We start from the raw sequence: 19220 nt of genomic DNA, 5'->3' as shown, positions 1-19220 counted from the left end.
ATGAGCGCTGTCGCGGAACCGACATTGTTGGACACGATCGGGGGAGCGGTCGCGTCCACCCTGAAAATCCCGGTGGATCGACTGGACGTCGACGCCGAGTTCGATTCGTTCGGCATGGACTCGATCATCGCGATCGAGCTGATGACGAACCTGAGCAAGCAGCTCAACGTGCCGATCACGCCGGCGCAGCTGACGGCGGTCAACTCGATCCGCGAACTGGCCGACGTCATCGCCGGTTCGATGAACCACGCCGCTGCCGCGCGGGCGCCGAAGGCACCGCCGGCCACCGCCGCGCAGCCCGCCGCCACCGCACAGGCTGCCCCCGCTGCCGCGCCCAGGAAGACCGCGGCGGCCACGGCCACCGCGTCGCCGCGCCGCCGTGAAGACGTGCGCCGGCGACCGCGCGCCGATGGGGCAGGGGGCCTCGAGCGCATGTTGGCTTTCGTCCGCGACGAATACGGCGTGGACCTGCGCGGCGAGCGCTTCGTTTCCAGGCAAGCGCTGATCGATCACCTGCTGGTACACCACGCCGACGCGCTGGCGCACTACTACGGCCTGTCCGTCGACGAGCGCGACGCCGAGCCGGCCGAAGCGCAGACGGCTGCATCGCCGGCCGCCAGTCTCGGCATCGCGGTCGTCGGCATGGCCTGCCGGTTCGCGGACGCCAACACGCCGGAAGCGCTGTGGCACAACCTGATCGAGCAGCGCTCGCTGATCACGCCGCTGCGGGGCACCCGTTGGGGCCCTGCCGCCGCCGATGCCGCACCGCGCTGGGGCGCGCTGATCGATGACGTCGATCGATTCGACCCCGCCTTCTTCGGCCTGAGCGAAGACGAAGCCCGTCTGTGCGACCCGCAGGAACGGATGGTGATGCAGGCGCTGTATCACGCGCTGCAGCACGCCGGCCTGCGCGCGGACACGCTGCGCGGCACGCGCACCGGCCTGTTCCTCGGCTATGCCTACGCCGAGTACGAGCATCACCTGCGCCGCAACCTGCACCGCATTCCGGGCGCGCCGGCGCTCAGCTCGTCCAGTCCGATCTACTACCTGGCCAACCGCATTTCGTTCCTGTACGACTTCAAGGGTCCGAGCGAAGTGGTCAACGCCAGTTGCGCGTCGTCCGCGCTCGCGATCCACCGCGCCTGCCAGTCCCTGGCACGGGGCGAGTGCGACGTGGCCATCTGCGGCGGCGTTTCGCTCAATCTCTTCGAAGGCGACTACGCGGCGATCGCGCGCTACGGCCTGCTGTCGCCCGACGGCACCTGCGCCGTGTTCGACGACGCCGCGAACGGCTTCACCCGCAGCGAAGGCGTCGGCCTGCTGGTGCTGACGCGGCTGGACGATGCCGAGCGCGACAACCGCCGGATTTTCGCCAAGGTCGTGGCGACCCACCAGAACAACCGCGGCCATGCCAGTTTCATCTCCGAGATCAAGCACGAATCGATCACCCAGGTGATCTCCGATTGCTACCGGAGGCACGGCATCGCGTCGGATTCGGTCCGCTACATCGAAGTCCATGGTTATGCCACCAAGTGGGGCGATTCCTTCGAGTTCGAAGGCATCAGGAACGCGTTCGATGCGCCGCCCGCGGGCGAGAAGAATTGCGCGCTCGGCAGCATCAAGGGCTACATCGGCCATACCGAGCCGGCCAGCGGCGTGGCGAGCGCGATGAAGGTCGTGCTGTCGCTGTACAACAAGCAGTTCCCCGCCACGATCACCAAGAAGACGCTCAACAGCTTCATCGACATCGAATCCAGATCGCATCCGCTGTATATCGCCGACCGGCCGCTGTCGTTCGACGAAGTGCGCCGCGGCGACGAACCGATCCGCGCGGGGGTCAATTCCTTCGCCGACAGCGGCGTCAACGTGCACCTGCTGTTCGAGGAATACCGCGCCGACCACACCGTCGCGCGGAGGGCGCACAGCGGTCGCCAGTTGTTCGTCTTCTCGGGGCGCACGCGCGAATCCCTGCAGGAATCGCTGGCCCTCGCGCGCGAATCCCTGCAGGACGCGCTGGCTTTCCATTCCGGCCGCATGGGTGCGCACGAACCGTCGCCGGCGCTGGAGGATCTGGCCTACACCCTGCAGTCGGCGACCGAACCGATGGCGCATCGGCTCGCCATCGTCGCCGCCAGCCACAAGGAACTGAACGACGCCCTGGCGCGCGCCGCCAAGCTCCTGGCCGGCAACAAGCAGGCGGACGGCAACGGCCCGATCTTCATCGGCGGACCGCAGGATCGCGACAACACCCGCGTGTTCGACGTGATCAAGTCGCAGATCGGCGAGGACAAGCTGCTCGACAACCTGCGCGAAGGCATGCTCAAGGAGATCGCGCTGCTGTGGGTCGGCGGCATCGACATGCCCTGGCAACGTCATTGGCGCGAGGTCGCCCGTGCGCGTCGCCGCGATGCGCAGGCAGTGCCGCAGCTGGTCGACATTCCGCCGTATCCGTTCGCCACGCAGCGCTACTGGCTGGATTTCGACGGCGCCGACGCGCCGCGCGTGGTGATTCCCACCCTGGCGAGGAACAAGACGAAGGACGACAACGACGTTGGCGCCCCCGTGGTCGCCAGCGAATGGCGCTTCGTCCAGACCCTCGCCGACGGCGAACGGGCGGAAGCGCTCGACGCCGAAGACAAGATCATGCGCTTCCTCGTACAGGAAACCGCGCAGTTGCTGCGCATGCCGGTCGCGAACGTCGATGTCGGCACGGGCTTCGACCAGCTCGGCTTCGATTCGGTGGGAATGGCTTCGCTGATCCAGAAACTCATCGTGCTGATCGACGAGAACATTTCGCCGAGCGTCGTGTTCAATTACCCCGACATCGAGCGTCTCGGCCGCCATGTGGCCGAAACCCATCGGGCCAAGATCGATCGCATCCATGTCGTCGGCAACGCGGACGCTTCGCGCGCCAAGCCGCAGCAGGCGGCCGAAACGAAGACGGGCAGCGCAGCCCCGAGCGCCAAACCGCAACGGGCCTCCGACGCCAAAACCGATCTCGAAACATGGTTCGTGAGCCGGGACTCCGTCGACGACGGCCTGCTCGTGCCGATGCAGACCAATGCCTCGGGCACGCCGGTCATCGCCGTCGCCGGTGCCGACGGCAGTATCCTGTCCCTGCAGACCCTGCGCCGTGCGATGGACGGTATCCGGCCGATGTTCGGGCTCCAGGCGGTCGGCCTGGACGGCAAGACCGAACCGCTCGATTCCATCCAGGCGATGGCCGAAGCCAACATCGCCGCCCTCGCGGCCTTGCGGGACTGCAGCAGGCTGGAGCTGCTCGGCTATTCCAACGGTGCGGTCGTCGCTTTCGAGATGGCGCAGCAACTGCTGCAGAAGAAGGTCAAGGTCGATCGCCTGGTGCTGGTGGACGGCCGCTGCCCGGCATCGACCACCCGCGATCTGGCGGACGAGATCGCCAAGGTCTTCGGCAATCTGATCAGCGCGTTCAACGGCCCATGGCCGCTGAATGTCGAGGAATTCCGCAAGGTCCCCGAGGAGCGGCGCGCCGAATACCTCTTCGAACTCATCCGCTTGAACGGCATCTGGATGTCCGAGAGTCACTTCATGCTCGCTTATCGGCTTTCCGTCGCCAGCGAGGACGCCTGCCGCAAGTATCGGCCGAAGAAACTGCCGAAATCCTGCGAAACGGTGGTCATCCGCGCGACGCGGAACAACGGCGATCTGCCGCCGTCGTTGGGGTGGGACAAGTTCCTGACCCGGCCGGCCGTCTGCATCGATGTCGACGCGGACCACCTGTCCGTCGTCGGTGCGGATGGCAGCGGCACGATCGCGAGGATCTTCCAATGAACCATCGGCATGCCGCGGCCGATGCCACGGGCCGGGCCCTGAACGCATCGTCGCATCGCCATATCGTTTTCACAGGGGGTGCGAACCTCCGCAGAACAATCACTACGACCAACAGGAAGTGCATTCATGTCCGTTAGAGAGCGACTCATAAACCGATTGTCCGCGCACTTCGAAAACGTCCCGGATGCCCTGCGCAAAAGACGCCTGCTGGTCGGCATCGTGTTCCTTGCCCTGCTTGCCACGAGCATCTTCGGCATCAGCAAGCTGCACATGGACATGACCATCGAAGGATGGTTCCACAAGGAAGATCCGACCCTGGTCGCGTTCAACCGCTACCACGCCCAGTTCGGCAGCGAAGACGGCGTCTACATCGTCTACAAACCGAAGGATGGCGACGTCTTCTCGCCGGCCTCGCTGGAAGCGGTTCGCGGCATCCAGAACGAACTCATCCACTTCCGCGCCAAGCTGAAGGAGGACGAGGAATCCCCGCTCGATCACATCGTCAATGTCGACACGCTGGTGAACGCGCCGGTGCTGACGGTCGATGGTGACGTGCTCGCCTCCAGGCCGCTCGTCGGCGACACGGTGCTCACGCCCGAAGCGATCACCGAGATCAAGGCGATCGCGGAAAGCGAGCAGCAGCTGAAGCTCCGCTTCTTCTCGCGCGATCACAAGTACGGCGGCATCCAGATCGAGACCGATTTCGGCGCCATTCCGCTCGACGCCGAGGCGGTCACCGAGGAAACGGTGCTGTCGATGGACCAGGTCGCTGCGCCGACCGAAGAGAAGGACGTCGAGTTCAAGCCGACCGACCAGGCCGACTACCTGACGCTGTTCGAAGAGATCAAGAAGATCCTCGCGAAGCCGGAATACGCCAAGCACCTCGACTATTACGCCGTCGGCAATACCGCGGCCGCCGAACACAACGTGAAGATGACCGAAGAGATGGGCATGCTTTACGTGGTCGCGTTCGTGATCATCATGGGCTTGCTGTGGTTCCTGTTCCGCTCCGCATCGGCCGTCGTGTGGTCGATGTCGATCGTCATCCTGAGCACGGTCTTCACGCTCGGCGCCACCGGCCTGCTCGGACTCACCGTCACCGGCTTCCTGATCCTCACCATCCTGCTGATCCTGACCGTCGGTGTCGCCGACTCGGTGCACACGCTGACCAGCTATACCGCCCTGCGCACCTCCGGCAACGATCATCAGGTCGCGCTGCGCCGTACCTACAAGTACGCCGGCGTGGCGCTGCTCCTGACCGGCTTCACCAACATGACCGGCACGATGGCGCTGAACATCACGCCGGTCGTGCCGATCCAGAGCTTCGCGATCATGTCGACCCTCGGCATCCTGTTCGCCCTGCTGCTGACCTTCTATCTGCTGCCGGTGCTGATCGACCTGTGGCCGACGGTGTCGAAAAAGAAGGTGATCGTCGACACGCCGGACAAAAAGCGGTTCCTGGATGTCCTGCCGCGTCTCAAGTCGGCCCTGAATAATGTCGTCCCGATCGTCGAGAAGCGCCCGGTCGCGTTCATCGTCCCGTTCATTCTGGTGCTCGCGGTGTCCATCTACGGCGCGACCCAGGTGAAGATCGACTCGCAGATCCTGGACCAGTATCCGGAGGACTCGACCTTCACCCAGAGCGTGAAGGTCGCCGACGAGCACATGATGGGCGCCTACGCCATGGTGCTCTACCTCGACTTCAAGGAGGACTTCGCCCTGCAGGATCCGGCCGTGATGAAGGCGATGGACGAACTGCAGAAGGAGTTCGAGACCAAGTACAAGAAGTACGTGGTGATGACCAACTCCATCACCGATATCGTCAAGGACGCCAACCGGGAACTCAACGGCGATGCGGCCGAGTACTACCGGATTCCCGATACGCGCGAATCGCTGGCGCAGACGCTGTTCCTGTTCAACAACGCGAACCCGAGCGAGCGCCAGCGCTTCGTCGACGACAACTACCGCAAGGCCAACATCAACATCTCGCTGCACAGCTACGGTTCTTACGAGTACGAAGTGGTCTTCCAGAGCATGCGCGCCGACATCGACAAGATGATGGCGAAACTGAAGGCGCAGTACCCCAAGACCGAGATTTCCATTACCGGCATCTTCGCGTTGGCGATGCAGGCGTCCCAGTACCTCACCGAAAACCAGGCCATCACCTTCGGCATCGCGCTCGTCGCGGTGAGCGTGATCCTGCTGCTGGTCTTCGGCTCGTTCAAGGTCGGCTTGATCGCGTTGATTCCCAACCTGATCCCGGCGCTGCTGACCCTGGGTCTGCTCGGGATCACCGGTGTTCCGCTCGATTTCTTCACGATGATGCTCGCGCCGATCATCATCGGCATCTCGATCGACGACACCGTGCACTTCATTTCGAACTACCAGCTGCAACTGGCCAAGGACAACGACGTCAACGCAGCGCTGCGGCGGACGATGGAAGAAACCGGTCCGGGCGTGGTATTCACCTCGCTGATCCTGGGCCTGGGTTTCGGCATCATGGCGATCGCATCCGCGGCGGGCACGTCGAACATGGGCAAGTTCGGTGCGATGGCGATCTTCATGGGTCTGCTCAACGACCTGTTCCTGTTGCCAGCCCTCCTGCTGAAATTCAAGCCGAAGTTCAAAACGGCGACCGCCGGATGACGACACGCCCGGGGCGCTGGCGATCCTCATGGGTCCGTCCGGCGCCCCGACCGTGCGATCCAGCCGGTTGTCGATGTTCAAACCTACGTACAAAAAGGAGCTTGTTGGGATGAAGATATGGATGAAAACGACCTGTCGCGCTTTGCTCGCGGCATTGCTCCTCGTTCCTCCGACGACATCCTTCGCCCAGGACGCCTACGACATCATGGTCAAGGTGGATGAGGTCACGCACCGCACCTTTCCGTCTGCGGTGCGCTTCATCACCTTCTCCACCTGCCGTTACAACGTCCAGGGCGGAAAACTGACCTGCGCCGAGAAGCCGCGCATCGTGAAGTTCGAGTCGTTCGCCGTGCACAAGCCGCCGCCGGGCCGCATGGATCTGGATTACAAGGCGCTCGACGTGATCATGGAGCCGATCAGCGACAAGAACACGGTGATGCTGTCCTGGGGCTACGCCGAAGACGACAAGGCGTCGGACTTCTGGGTGTATCTGCCCGTGCTGAGCAAGGTCAAGCGCATCGTCTCGGTGCCCGACGGCGGCGAAACCGGCGCGGTCTTCGGTTCGGAAATGTCGGCCGAAGACGCGGAGCCCCAGAAGGTCATCGATTACACCTACAAGATGCTGGGCGAGGACACCTATCGCGGCCGCCGGGTCTGGAAGATCGAGATGATCCCCACGGCCAGCCGTCGCAAGCGTTCCTACTACGGTCGCATCGTGTCCTATGTCGACAAGGAACGCTTCATCGTGCTGAAGCAGGATCTCTACGATCGCAGCGGCCGGCATTACAAGCAGCTCTCGGTGCTGGAAGTGAAACAATACGGCCACATCTGGCTGCCCAAGAAGGCGATGATGAACAACCTCATCAAGCGCCGGGTCACCACCTGGGATCGCGCCCGCGTCTCGTACAACGTCGAGATCGACAAGGAGTTCCTGAGCCAGCGCTCGCTGACCGACTTCGCCTATCGCGAACGTCGGATGCAGTACTACCGCCAGTTCCTGGATCAGGAGAAGGGCGGCACCCAGTAAGCGTCGGCCAAGCCATGACCCTGTCCGGAGACAACCGGATCCGCGGTCGCATCATCGTCGGCTCCGGCACCGCCGGAGCCGACATCGCGCGCGGACTCGGGGGAGTGGGGGTGGCGGGAAGTCCCGATCCCCGGGCGGGGCAAGATGCGCCGCTCGATGAGACGGCCCGAACGCGCATGACGGCACACCCCCTCGACCGATGAACCGGCCTCCCGCCGGTTCCGGGAGTCCGGGATTCGGGACTGGCTGAACTGCAATTTATCCGCGAAACTTGTCTTGCTCGAAAATGTCAAAAAAGCTCTGCTTTTCGCATCTCCGGGATCGCCGGGGGATCACGGAATCCTCTCCGGCGAACCGTTGGCGGTAGAGCGCGTACTACCGCGCCCTGCGCCTCCGACCCGAATAAATCGGGCGCGCTGGCGGCGTGGTCGACGGCCGGTTCCTGCCGCCCGCCCTGTTGCTGGCGTTCAAACCGAAGTTCAAGAAGGAAATCAATGGATGAGTCCCCACTACAGTAAGGAAACTGATGCATGAAAACACCCTACAGTATTTTGCTCGCGTCGCTGTTCCTGGCCGCTCCCGCGGCATCGTTCGCGCAGAACGCCCACGAGATCATGACCAAGGTCGACGATGCGACCAATCACAGCTATTCGTCGTCGGTCCGCCAGATGAAGTTCTCGACCTGCCGTTACAACGTCATCGGCGGCAAGCTGTCCTGTGCGGAGAAACCTCGCATCGTGGCCATCGAGTCGTTCGGCGTGCACCGTCGTCCTCCGGGACAGCGTGACCTCGAATTCAAGGCGCTCGACGTCATCTTCCAACCGGTCAGCGACAAGAACACCGCGATGCTGTCCTGGGGCTATGCCGAAGACGACAAGGCGTCGGACTTCTGGGTCTATCTGCCCGTGTTGAGCAAGGTCAAGCGCATCGTGTCCGTCGCCGACAACGGCGAGAGCGGCGCGGTCTTCGGTTCGGAACTGTCGGCCGAAGACGCGGACGTCAGGAAGGTCAGGGATTACACGTACAAGCTGCTCGGCGAGGACACCTATCGCGGCCGCCCGGTCTGGAAGATCGAGTCGACCCCGACCGCCAGCCGCAGCAAGCGTTCCTTCTACGGGCGCATCGTCTCCTACGTCGACAAGGAGCGCTTCATCGTGCTGAAGGAAGATCTCTACGATCGCAGCGGCAGGCATTACAAGCAGTACACGGTGCTGAACGTGAAACAGATGGGCAAGGTCTGGCTGGTGACGGATGCCGCGATGAACAACCTCACGAAGCGCCGTATCACCACCTGGGAGCATCCCAGCGTCGTGCTCAACGTCGACATCGACGAAGAGTTCCTGGGCCAGCGCTCGCTGACCGATTTCGCCTATCGCGAGCGTCAGATGCAGCTTTACCGCAAGCACCTGGCCCAGGGAAAGAACGGGACGCAGCAGGTGTCGACCAAGCCATGAACGCCTTCGGAGACGGCCGCAACTTCGACTGCCTCGTGTTCGGCTGCGACACGGCGGCAGTCTCGGCCGCGCGCGGGCTCCGAAGGGTTTCAACGCGATGATCCCGGACCTGTATCCGTACTGCGCCAGAATCGTGCCCGCCTCCGCGGCGGGCACGTGCAGCACGGGAAAATCCGGCGTGCCGGCGATCCTCGCGGTTCCGCTCAATGACCTGTTGCCGTCGCCCGTCGCGTTGTTGATGTTCAGGCCAAGGCAGAAAAAGGAGAACGTTGGACAAGGATCGCCACAGTGTTTTCCCGCGGCGCTGACCTTGGCCGCCCCGACCGTATCCCTCGCACAGGACGCCCGCGAGACCAAGATCAAGGTGGATGATCTGACAAGCCGCACGTACCCGTAAAGGAGACCCTTGGATGAAAATCACCTACCGCATTTTTCTCGCGGCACTGTTCCTGGCCGCCCCGGCCGTATGCCTCGCGCAGGACGCGCGCGAGATCATGATCAAGGTGGACGATGCGACGAATCACAGCTATTCGTCTTCGGCCCGCCGCGTCAAGTTTTCGACTTGCCGTTACAACGTCGCCGGCGGGAAGCTGTCCTGCGCCGAGAAGCCGCGCATCGTGATCTTCGAGTCGTTCGGCAAGAGCCGTCGCCCTCCCGGACGGCGCGACAACGACAACAAGTCGCTCGACGTCATCATCCAGCCGGTGAGCGACAAGAACACGGCGATGCTGTCCTGGGGCTATGCCGAAGACGACAAGGCGACGGATTTCTGGATCTACCTGCCGGTGTTGAGCAAGGTCAAGCGCATCGTGTCCGTCGCCGACAGCGGCGAGAGCGGATCGGTGTTCGGTTCGGAAGTCACGGCCGAAGACGCTGAAGTCAAGAAGTTGCGGGATTACACCTACAAGCTGCTCGGCGAGGAGACCTATCGTGGCCGCGCGGTGTGGAAGATCGAGTCGATCCCGACGCCCAACCGCAGCAAGCGTTCCTTCTACGGCCGCATCGTCTCCTACATCGACAAGGAGCGCTTCATCGTGCTGAAGCAGGATCTCTACGATCGCAGCGGCAGGCATCACAAGCAGTTCACGGTGCTGGACGTGACGCGGGTCGGCAAGGCCTGGCTGGCCACGAACGCCGCGATGAACAATCTCACCAAGCGCCGGATCACCACCTGGGAACAGTCCGACATCGTGCTCAATGTCGACATCGACGAAGAGTTCCTCAGCCAGCGCTCGCTGACCGACTTCGCGTATCGCGAGCGTCAGATGCAGCAGTACCGCAAGTACCTGAACCAGGCGAAGGGTGGAACCCCGCAGGCACCGGCCAAACCATGACAATGTCCGAAGACGGCGAAATCTACGACTGCATCATCGTCGGCTCCGGCACCTCCGGAGCCGTCATCGCGCGCGAACTCAGCGGTCGCGGACAAAAGGTTCTGATCCTCGAACGGGGGCAACATATCCCGCTCAAGGAATCGCTGTGGACGTTCGGGTCGATCTTCAACGAGATCCCCGTGGGCGACAAGCTCAAGGGCAATGCGGTCTACGCCGCGGGCGGTTCGAGCGCCATGTATCTGGCGGTCATGGACGAACCGCCGATCGATGCCTATCGTGCGCTGGGGATCGATCTGCAGCCCGCCTACGACACGATGCGCCTGCAGGTTCCGCTCGCCGAGATGGCCGACGCGCTGATCAGCCCGCAGTCGCAGAGGATGGCGGAAGCCGCCGTCGCGGCCGGTTACGACTGGAAGAAGAAGCTGATGCTGATCGACCAGTCGAAGTGCAGCGGCGCCTACTCGTACGAGGCCAAGTGGAAGGCGCTGACCTTCGTCGAGGACGCCGTGCGCCAGGGCGCGGTGCTCCAATGCCAGGCGCTCGCGGAACGGGTCCTGATCGAGAACGGGCGTGCGGTCGGCGTCGAGTGCCGGATCAAGGAGGGCGCGTTCCGCAGCAGGACCGTCCGGTTCCGTGCGAATCGGGTCGTCGCCTGCGCGGGTTCGCTGGCGACGCCGCGATTGCTGCGTGCCAGCGGATTGCAGGACGCTGCCACCCACGGCTATTTCATCGACCCCAGCTTCACGCTGTTCGCGCGGGTTCCGGGACTTCGCGGCGTCGACAGTTTCTGCGGCGTCATGGAAACGACGCTCGAAGGGGGCATCGTGCTGAAGGACGCGAACGTCCACAAGCTCCCGTTCCTCATGTTCATGCCGCAGTACATGCAGCTTTCGCGGATGTTCGCGTATCCCGAGCACCTCGGACTCACGGTCATGGCCCACGACGAGGTCGGCGGCGGGCTCTCCGCCGACGGCCGCTTCCACAAGACGCTCGATGCCGGAGTTTTCGACAAGCTCGCGCGCGGCGAGCGCGCGGCGCGCGAAATTCTCCAGCACGCCGGTGCGCGCGACATCTTCAAGGCACCGATGTTCGTCGGCAGCGGCCTGGGCACGCTGCGCATCGGCAGAGATGTCGACGCGAAACTCGAAACCAGCGTGCGCGATCTCTACGTCTGCGACGGCTCGCTCATCCCGGAGAACGGGCGGGTCGCGCCGACGCTCACCCTGCTTTGCCTGGCGAAGTATTTCGCCGACACCTTGACCCAAACCAGGAGCGCGCCCGCCGAAGCGGCGGTCATGTCGATCTGACCCATGTCGATCTGACCCCGGCCGCGAGCGGCGCTCGCGTTCCGTCACCCATGTTCCATCACCCAGCCCATCGCTATAAACAGGAAGATCAAATGAACGCAGCATCGAATACGGACAAGGTCGCCGCCCCCAGGAAGATCAAGGATCCGCTGTGGAAGAGGCTCTATTTCGCTTTCAGCCTGCTTGTGATGGTGCTGCTCGTCGCGCACTTCACATGGGTGGCCTCCGGTACGGGCGAGTGGAAGCTCGCCAAGGACGAGGATGGCATCAAGGTCTACCTGTTGAAGGCTCCGGGCGACCCGCTGCTGAAGGCGCGGACGGTGATGGAAGGCGACTACACCCTGACCCAGCTGGCCTCGCAGCATCTCATCGTCGGCGACACGCTGGCGGTCTGCAAAGAGTGGATTCCCGGCTGCAAGGACATGACCCGCATCCAGGACTTCGATCCGGTCCGCGGCTACGACAAGGACATGTGGCGCGTGGAGGTCCCCGGGCCGTTCGCCGATCGCGAGTTGCTGATCACGACGATGTTCTCGCAGGACAAGAAGACCAAGGAAGTCGTGCTCGACGTGGTCTCCATCCCCAACACCCTGCCGCACACGCCCGGCGTGGTTCGCGTCGAGCGGATGCACAACCGCTGGACCTACACGCCGAAGGCCAACGGCAAGGTGGAAGTGTCGCTGATCCAGGACGTCGATCTGCCCGGCATCGGCTTCTTTCCGTACTTCCTGCTGAACATGACCCTCGTCGATCATAGCCACACGTTCTTCGCGACCACGCTGCGCAGGACCTTGAAGGAAGACAGATTCGTCAACGCCAAGCTCGATTTCATCGACGACATCCGCTGATCCGACGCGCGCAGGCGCATCCGGCTGCGGCCCCGGCCGCCGAATGCGGGGAGCGGGGTGGGGCGCCTGTCGGACGTGCGAACGTCCGGCGCCCCATCGGCCCATACATGCCGGCGGCCTGCGCGAATCCGCGGAAATATCTGTTCGACCCGAACCGAACAACGCCATCACCGACAAGGGAAGGAACCATGCCATGACCGAGATGCCCCAGTTGCCCCCGATGCCCCCGGGAGTCTTCAATCCGTTCCAGCCAGGGTTCGCCGAGGACCCGTACAACCACTACCGCGAGATGCGCGACATCCTGCCGGTGCAGCGGCACCCGATGGGGGTCTGGTTCATATCGCGACACGCCGATGTCGCCACGATCCTGCGCGACGCACGTTTGTCCGTGTCGGAAATCAACCTCGGCGCCGGCCCGATGCGCGATCAGTACGAGGCGCTCATCGCCGACGCGCCCGTCAAGCTCGTGACCATCATGAACAGCGACCCGCCGGATCACACCCGTCTGCGGGCGTTGGTTGGCAAGGTATTCACGCCACGCTCGATCGGCGCGCTGGAGCCGATGGTGACCCAGCATGTCGACGCGGCGCTGGATCGCATCGCCGATGCCGGCTCGGCCGACCTGATCGAAGCGCTCGCATTCCCGCTGCCGTTCGCGGTGATCTCGGCGATGCTCGGCATGCCGGAGACCGATCACAAGCGCCTGCTCGAGTTGACCGAGACGCTGGTGGTCGCGCTGGAGCCGGTCGGCGATCCGCAGGTGATGAAGGCGATCGTCCGTGCCGAGGTCGAACTCGATGCCATGATGCGTGAAGTCATCGCCTGGAAGCGGAACAATCCGGCCGATGATCTGCTGAGCGCGCTCATCCAGGCAGAGCAGCACGGCGATCTGCTCACCGACGACGAACTGGTGGCCCAGGTGCTGCTGCTGTATGTCGCCGGTCACCATACGACCGTCAACCTGATCGGCAACGGTGTCGCTGCGCTGCTGCGCAATCCCGATCAACACGCGCTGCTGCGCTCGAATCCCGACCTCATCGGCAACGCCGTCGAAGAGTTCCTTCGCTACGACAGCCCCATCCATCAAACCCGCCGCATCACCACGGCCCCGTATTCGCTCGGCGACCAGGAAATTCCGGCCGGCTCGATGCTGATCGCGTGTCTCGGCGCGGCCAACCGCGACGAGCGGGTGTTCGGTCCGGACGCCGAGGCGCTGAAGATCGACCGCGAGCAGGCGCGCCAGCACGTGTCGTTCAGCCTCGGCCCGCACCACTGCCTCGGCTCCGCGCTCGGGCGAATGGAGGGTCGGGTGGCGATCGGCCGGCTGGTCAGCAGGTTCCCCAAACTGGCGTTGGCCGGGCCGGTGCGCTGGAACGGCCGCATGAACCTCCGCGGCGCGACGGCGATGCCGATCAGCGTGTAAGCGGTCGCAAGGGGCGAAGACCCGGTCGACGCGGGGCAACTCGCAGTCGCCGGGTCCGCTGCCTCCCGTGCCCCCCAACTCAGGCCAACTGGAATCCATGCCGCTCCGGTACCGCATCGTCGTTCTTTGCTGTCTCTTGCCCGTCGCATCGGCCGCTCAGGACAGGCAAGGGGTGATCTACAAATGCGTCGACCGGGCGGGGCACGTCGCTTACCAGACGGATCGCTGTCGGCCCGGGACCGATGTTCGCGACCTCAAGGTCTTCACCGATCGCGGCATCGATCCGAATCTGGCGCGCAAGGTCGAGGCCGATCGTCAGTCGCTTGCCGCGCGTCGCCGCCAGACGACTGGCTATTCGTTCGGTTCGCCGAATGCGGAGTCGGAAAAGGTTCGGCGCTGCCGGGCGGCCAAGGAAGAGCGCAAACGCGTTCTCGATTCGCTCGGCCTTCGTTCGACCTACGATCTTCGCCGCACGCTCGACGACAAGGTCTACGACGCCTGCAAATACGCACCGGGGGCGTAGGAGAGTCGGTTCCAGGCAATACCGCCTCGAACCACAATTTCGCATAATGCATATTATGTTATTACGATCATGGGCATGGGAAGCATGCCCAGACTGCCCGGCAGTGATCGCTGGACGGCCTTCTCGTCCGCGAACATCCGAAGCGACAACATCCGGTTCCATGCGGGTCGAGCGTACGAAATCGTACGCGCTGTCGCGAAAACGGACGTCCACAGCGTATGATTCCCAACGGAAAATCAGACAATTCAATGGCTTGAGGATATCGAGCCGCTGGCATGCGGATTGCTATGTGAACGATATGGACATCGTCAAACCCCCCAGACCCTCACTGTGGCGCCGCAGGCGCGGCCTCATCATCGGCGGCAGCGCCGTCTTACTCGTCGTCGTGCTCGTCGGCGTCTTCGGCCTCGGCCAGGCCGTGCCGGCGGTCGAGCGCGGCAATCTCTGGATCGACACCGTCCAACAAGGCGACATGGTCCGTGAGGTCCGCGCGACCGGCGTTCTCGTCCCGAAGGACATCCGCTGGATCACCGCGGGCGCCGTCGCGACGGTGCAGGATGTCGTCGTTCTGCCGGGCGCGGAAGTGAAGGCCGATACCGTCATCCTGCGCATGATCAATCCCGAGGTGCTCGCCAACCTGGCGAAGGCCAATGCCGTCCTGAGCGGCGCCCAGGCGGATGTCGCGGCCGCCCGCGCTTCGCTCACCACGCAATTGCTCGCCGAAAAGCAGGCGCTGACGCAGGCCGAATCCGACATGCGGATCGCCGGCGTCAAGAACGCGGTACTGGTCCGGGCCCTCGCCGCCGGCGTGGTGCCCGAGATCGACGTGCGCGAAAGCGAGATCGTGCTCGATCAGGCGAAGAAGAAGGTCGCCATCGGACGAGAGCGCGTCGATGCCATGTCCCAGAACGTGTCCGCGCAGTTGGATGCCAGCGGCGCGAAGCGCGACGAAGCGGTCAGCGCGGCGCAGATCGCGAAGCAGCAGGCGGATGCGCTGACCGTGACCGCCGGCATCGACGGCGTGCTGCAGCAGGTCGATGTCGAACCCGGACAACAGGTGCAGGTCGGGGCCAAGCTGGCGCGCATCTCGCGTCCCGGCGAACTGCTGGCCCGCCTCCAGGTGTCCGAAGCCCAGGCCAAGGACCTCGCCCTGAACCAGTCGGTGAAGGTGGACACCCGCAACGGCATCGTCGATGGCCGCATCCAGCGGATCGATCCGGCCGTCAAGAACGGCAGCGTGACCATCGATGTCGCGTTCTCCACCGCCCTGCCCGCCAGCGCCCGCCCCGACCTCACGGTCGAAGGGCGCATCCAGTTGGGCACGCTGCGCAACGTCATCAGCATCGGCCGGCCTTCCAGCGCCGCCGCCAACAGCGAATCGAGCCTGTTCGTGATCCGCGACGGCAAATCCGTGGCCATGCGCGTGCCGGTCAAATTCGGCGCGACATCCAGCGACCGGATCGAGGTGCGCGAAGGCCTGCGGCCGGGCGACCAGGTCGTGTTGTCGGACACGAGCCAGTGGAACGACTTCCAGACGCTGCGCATCCGCTGAACCCACGCAAGGACGAAAACCAATCACATGAACACCATTGCTCCCGATGCGCCCTCCCGGAACGATTCGTCGCTGATCTCGCTCAAGGGCGTGCAGAAGCTGTTCCAGACGGACGAAATGGAAACCCACGCGCTGTCCGACATCGAACTGCAGATCGATCGAGGCGACTTCATCGCGATCACCGGGCCTTCCGGCTGCGGCAAATCGACCCTGCTCTCGATTCTCGGCCTGCTGGACGCGCCCAACGGCGGCGCCTACATGCTCAACGGCCGCGACGTCGCCGGCATGAATGCGCGGCAGCGCGCGAAGGTGCGCAACGGCGAGATCGGCTTCATTTTCCAGGCGTTCAATCTCATTGCGGACCTCACCGTGGAAGAGAACGTCGCCTTGCCGTTGACGTATCGCGACGAACTCGGCAAGGAAGAACGCCGTCGCCGGGTGGCGGAAGTGCTCGAACTGGTCGGCATGAGCCATCGCACCCAGCACTATCCCGGCCAGCTCTCGGGCGGCCAGCAGCAGCGCGTGGCGGTCGCGCGCGCACTGGTCGGACGGCCGTCGATCCTGCTCGCCGACGAGCCCACCGGCAACCTCGACAGCCGCAATGGCGAATCGGTCATGGGTCTGCTCGAATCGCTGCACCGGGCGGGCACCACGCTCTGCATGGTCACCCACGATCCCGCGTTCGCGAGACGCGCCCAGCGCGTCGTGCACATGCTCGACGGACGGATCGTCGATGAAGATACCTTCGAGCGCATGCGGCACGAACACGATGCGCCGATCAAGGTGCTCGCCACGGAACCGACGCCGGAGAGGACGCCGTGATCCGCACCGACATCCTGGTCGCCGAATCGTTGCAGGCCTGGCGCACGCTGCTGCGCAAACCGGGTTACGTGGTGCTGGCGGTATTCACGCTCGCGCTCGGGATCGCCACGACCTCGCTGGTGTTTTCCCTGCTCGACCAGGCACTGCTCCGCCGCCTCCCGTTCGCGGGCGAGGACCGGCTGGCGACGCTCGGCGTGATGGTCGACGAGCGGCAGAATTTCGGCGCGCCGGGTCTGTATGCCGCAGCGCACGAGATCAAGTCGTTCTCGAACCTCGGCATGGTCATGATGTTCACCGCGAACAGCAACGTGTCCAGCGGCGAAGCGGTCGAAGTGCTGTCGTCGCTGCAGGCGGACCGTGGATTTCTCGACACCCTCGGGCTGCCGCTCGCGGTCGGGCGCAACTTCAACGCGGAGGAAGACCGGCCCGGTGGCCCGGGCGCGGCGATCCTGAGCTACGCGTTCTGGCAACGCCGCTTCGGCGGAGATCCCGGCGTGGTCGACCGCACGCTGCGCATCGAGGGCCAGGATGTCCGCATCGTCGGCGTGTTGCCGCAGGCGTTCGCCTGGCCGGATCGATTCGACATCCTGTTGTCGCTGCAGCCCGACCTCGCCAATCGCAATCTCTCGACCAACCAGTACATCATCGGCCGCATGCGACCGGGCGTCGAACTCGGCGCCGCGAACGCCGAAACCGAATCGCGGCTGCGCACCGAAGTGGCGACGCATACCAGCATGTCGCAGGAAGGCAAGCAGTTCTGGAACCAGAGCAGGATCGCCGCCCTGCCCCTGCGCGACAGCGTGTTCGCGGCCCGCTCCGGCAACACGCTGTGGATGTTCTTCGGCGCGGCGCTCTGCGTGCTGCTGGTCTCGGCGATCAACCTTTCGAGTCTCATGCTCCTGCGCACCCTCGCCCGCAGCCACGACAGCGCGGTGCGGTCTGCGCTGGGGGCGCCGATGCAACGGCTCGCCTTGCCGTCGCTGGCCGAAGGCGCGTTGATCGGCCTGCTCGGCGTGGTCGGCGGCGTGCTGCTCACCTGGATCGGGCTTCGACTGCTCGGCGGCCTCGTACCCGCGGAATGGCTCCGCGGCAGCGATGTGCAGCTGAGCCTCGGCGCCGTGGCGTTCGCGCTGTTCGTCGGCATCGGCGTCGCCCTGGCCGCCGCACTTCTTGGCGCCCTGCGTGGACAGCGCATGGATCTGGTGCGCGAGCTCGTCGGCGGCGGCCGGGCAGGCCTCAGCCGGGGATCCGGGCGTCTCGGCAGGGTGCTCGTGGTCGCCCAGATCGGCGTCGCGGTCGTGCTGCTGGTCGGCGCGGCGCTGTTCGCGCGCAGCCTGCAGCAACTGGCCACCGTGCCGATGGGATTCCGCAGCGAGAATGTCACGGCGTTCACGCTGTCGCCCGAGAAAACGCTGTACCCGGATCGGGCATCGACGATGCAGCAGGCCGAGCGGATCGCCGAAGCGATGCACGCCCTGCCCGGGGTCGCGGCCGTCGGCGCCAGCACCAATCTGCCGACGAATTCGCAGCTCAACGTGACGGTTTCCTTCGGCGACGGACGCCAGGAAAACGTGCAGTACCGCCCGGTCACCCCGGAATTCCTGCAGGTGTTCGACATTCCGATGCAGGCGGGTCGAGGCATCGATGTCAACGATCGTGCGGGCGCCGAGGCGATCTGCGTCGTGAGCGTCGCCTTCGCGAAGGAATATCTGCAGAACGATGCGATCGGCAAGATCGTGACCCTGCCCGACGACGGTTCGAGCAAGCCCTTCCCGATGCGCGTGGTCGGCATCGTCGGCGATGTGCGTCAGTTCGGACCCGCCGAGCCCGCGCCGGCCATCGTGTACGTGCCGCTGGCGCAGATGCCCGAACCGTTGTGGGGCATCCTGCGTGGCTTCTATCCGCTCAGCTACGCGGTGAAGTTCAAGCCGGGCGCCGAAACCGGCATGGAACAGAAACTGCGCGATGCCGTCCGCAGCGTCTCGCCGCAGCAGCCGATCGGCGACCTGATGCCGATGCGCGCCGTGGTCGCGGAAACGACCAGCCAGCAGAAACTCAATCTGCTGCTCGTCGGCCTGTTCGCCGGCCTCGCCCTCGTACTCGCAGCGGTCGGGCTGTACTCCACGATGTCGGTCTCGGTCGCCGCGCGACAGCACGAGTTCGGCGTCCGCGCCGCGTTGGGCGCCGAACCTTCCCGGCTGCTGAAACTGGTGCTGCGCGAAAGCGGTCTGCAGGTCGCCATCGGCCTGGGCGGAGGCCTGCTGGTGGCCTTGGCGCTGTCGAGCGTCCTGCAGCGCTTCCTGTTCGGCATCGGCGCCGCCGATCCGGTGGCCATCCTGTTCGTGCTGCTGGTGCTGGCGACGACGGGATTGATCGCGAGCCTCCTGCCGGCGCTGCGCGCCTCGCGGGTGCCGCCGATGCAGGCGCTGCGCATGGAGTGACCTGCCCTGCGCGGACCGGGAAAAGGCAGTACC

13 protein-coding genes are annotated in these 19220 nt (G+C 64.6%); all 13 read left to right on the top strand.

The features are described from left to right. A complete protein-coding gene (locus ABD974_RS12435) occupies positions 1-3810 on the top strand; it encodes a beta-ketoacyl synthase N-terminal-like domain-containing protein (protein WP_345303658.1) in 3810 nt (1269 codons plus the stop codon). Positions 3811-3966: 156 nt separating this feature from the next. Further along, entirely contained in the window at positions 3967-6456 is a 2490-nt protein-coding gene (locus ABD974_RS12430; protein ID WP_345303657.1) for an efflux RND transporter permease subunit, read from the top strand. Between the two features lie 121 nt (positions 6457-6577). Beyond that, positions 6578-7483 carry an outer membrane lipoprotein-sorting protein gene (locus tag ABD974_RS12425; RefSeq protein WP_345303656.1) on the top strand — a complete coding sequence of 302 codons (906 nt, stop codon included), beginning with the start codon at positions 6578-6580 and terminating at the stop codon, positions 7481-7483. Positions 7484-8013: 530 nt separating this feature from the next. Continuing rightward, positions 8014-8937: an outer membrane lipoprotein-sorting protein gene (locus ABD974_RS12420; RefSeq protein ID WP_345303655.1), complete on the top strand. Its 924-nt coding sequence runs from the start codon at positions 8014-8016 to the stop codon at positions 8935-8937. 97 nt (positions 8938-9034) lie between these two features. After that, a complete protein-coding gene (locus tag ABD974_RS12415; RefSeq protein WP_345303654.1) occupies positions 9035-9334 on the top strand; it encodes a hypothetical protein in 300 nt (99 codons plus the stop codon). A 13-nt stretch (positions 9335-9347) separates the two neighbouring features. Beyond that, positions 9348-10271, top strand: a complete 924-nt coding sequence (locus tag ABD974_RS12410; protein ID WP_345303653.1) for an outer membrane lipoprotein-sorting protein — start codon at positions 9348-9350, stop codon at positions 10269-10271. Continuing rightward, complete coding sequence (locus ABD974_RS12405) at positions 10268-11578, top strand: GMC family oxidoreductase N-terminal domain-containing protein (RefSeq protein ID WP_345303652.1); 1311 nt, start codon at positions 10268-10270, stop codon at positions 11576-11578. Before ABD974_RS12410 ends, ABD974_RS12405 begins: the two co-directional genes overlap by 4 nt. Positions 11579-11670: 92 nt before the next feature. Continuing rightward, positions 11671-12426 carry an SRPBCC family protein gene (locus ABD974_RS12400; protein WP_345303651.1) on the top strand — a complete coding sequence of 252 codons (756 nt, stop codon included), beginning with the start codon at positions 11671-11673 and terminating at the stop codon, positions 12424-12426. Positions 12427-12619: 193 nt separating this feature from the next. Continuing rightward, on the top strand, positions 12620-13849 hold the full coding sequence (locus ABD974_RS12395; RefSeq protein WP_345303650.1) for a cytochrome P450: 1230 nt from the start codon (positions 12620-12622) through the stop codon (positions 13847-13849). Between the two features lie 97 nt (positions 13850-13946). Continuing rightward, a complete protein-coding gene (locus ABD974_RS12390) occupies positions 13947-14372 on the top strand; it encodes a DUF4124 domain-containing protein (protein ID WP_345303649.1) in 426 nt (141 codons plus the stop codon). 298 nt (positions 14373-14670) lie between these two features. Then, on the top strand, positions 14671-15924 hold the full coding sequence (locus tag ABD974_RS12385) for an efflux RND transporter periplasmic adaptor subunit (RefSeq protein WP_345303982.1): 1254 nt from the start codon (positions 14671-14673) through the stop codon (positions 15922-15924). Between the two features lie 27 nt (positions 15925-15951). Continuing rightward, positions 15952-16746, top strand: a complete 795-nt coding sequence (locus ABD974_RS12380; protein WP_345303648.1) for an ABC transporter ATP-binding protein — start codon at positions 15952-15954, stop codon at positions 16744-16746. After that, complete coding sequence (locus ABD974_RS12375) at positions 16743-19187, top strand: ADOP family duplicated permease (RefSeq protein ID WP_345303647.1); 2445 nt, start codon at positions 16743-16745, stop codon at positions 19185-19187. Before ABD974_RS12380 ends, ABD974_RS12375 begins: the two co-directional genes overlap by 4 nt. Positions 19188-19220: the final 33 nt, after the last annotated feature.

The organism is Lysobacter hankyongensis (genome assembly GCF_039543145.1).
GTDB lineage: Bacteria > Pseudomonadota > Gammaproteobacteria > Xanthomonadales > Xanthomonadaceae > Lysobacter_I > Lysobacter_I hankyongensis.
This window is presented reverse-complemented; position numbering and strand designations above follow the sequence as displayed.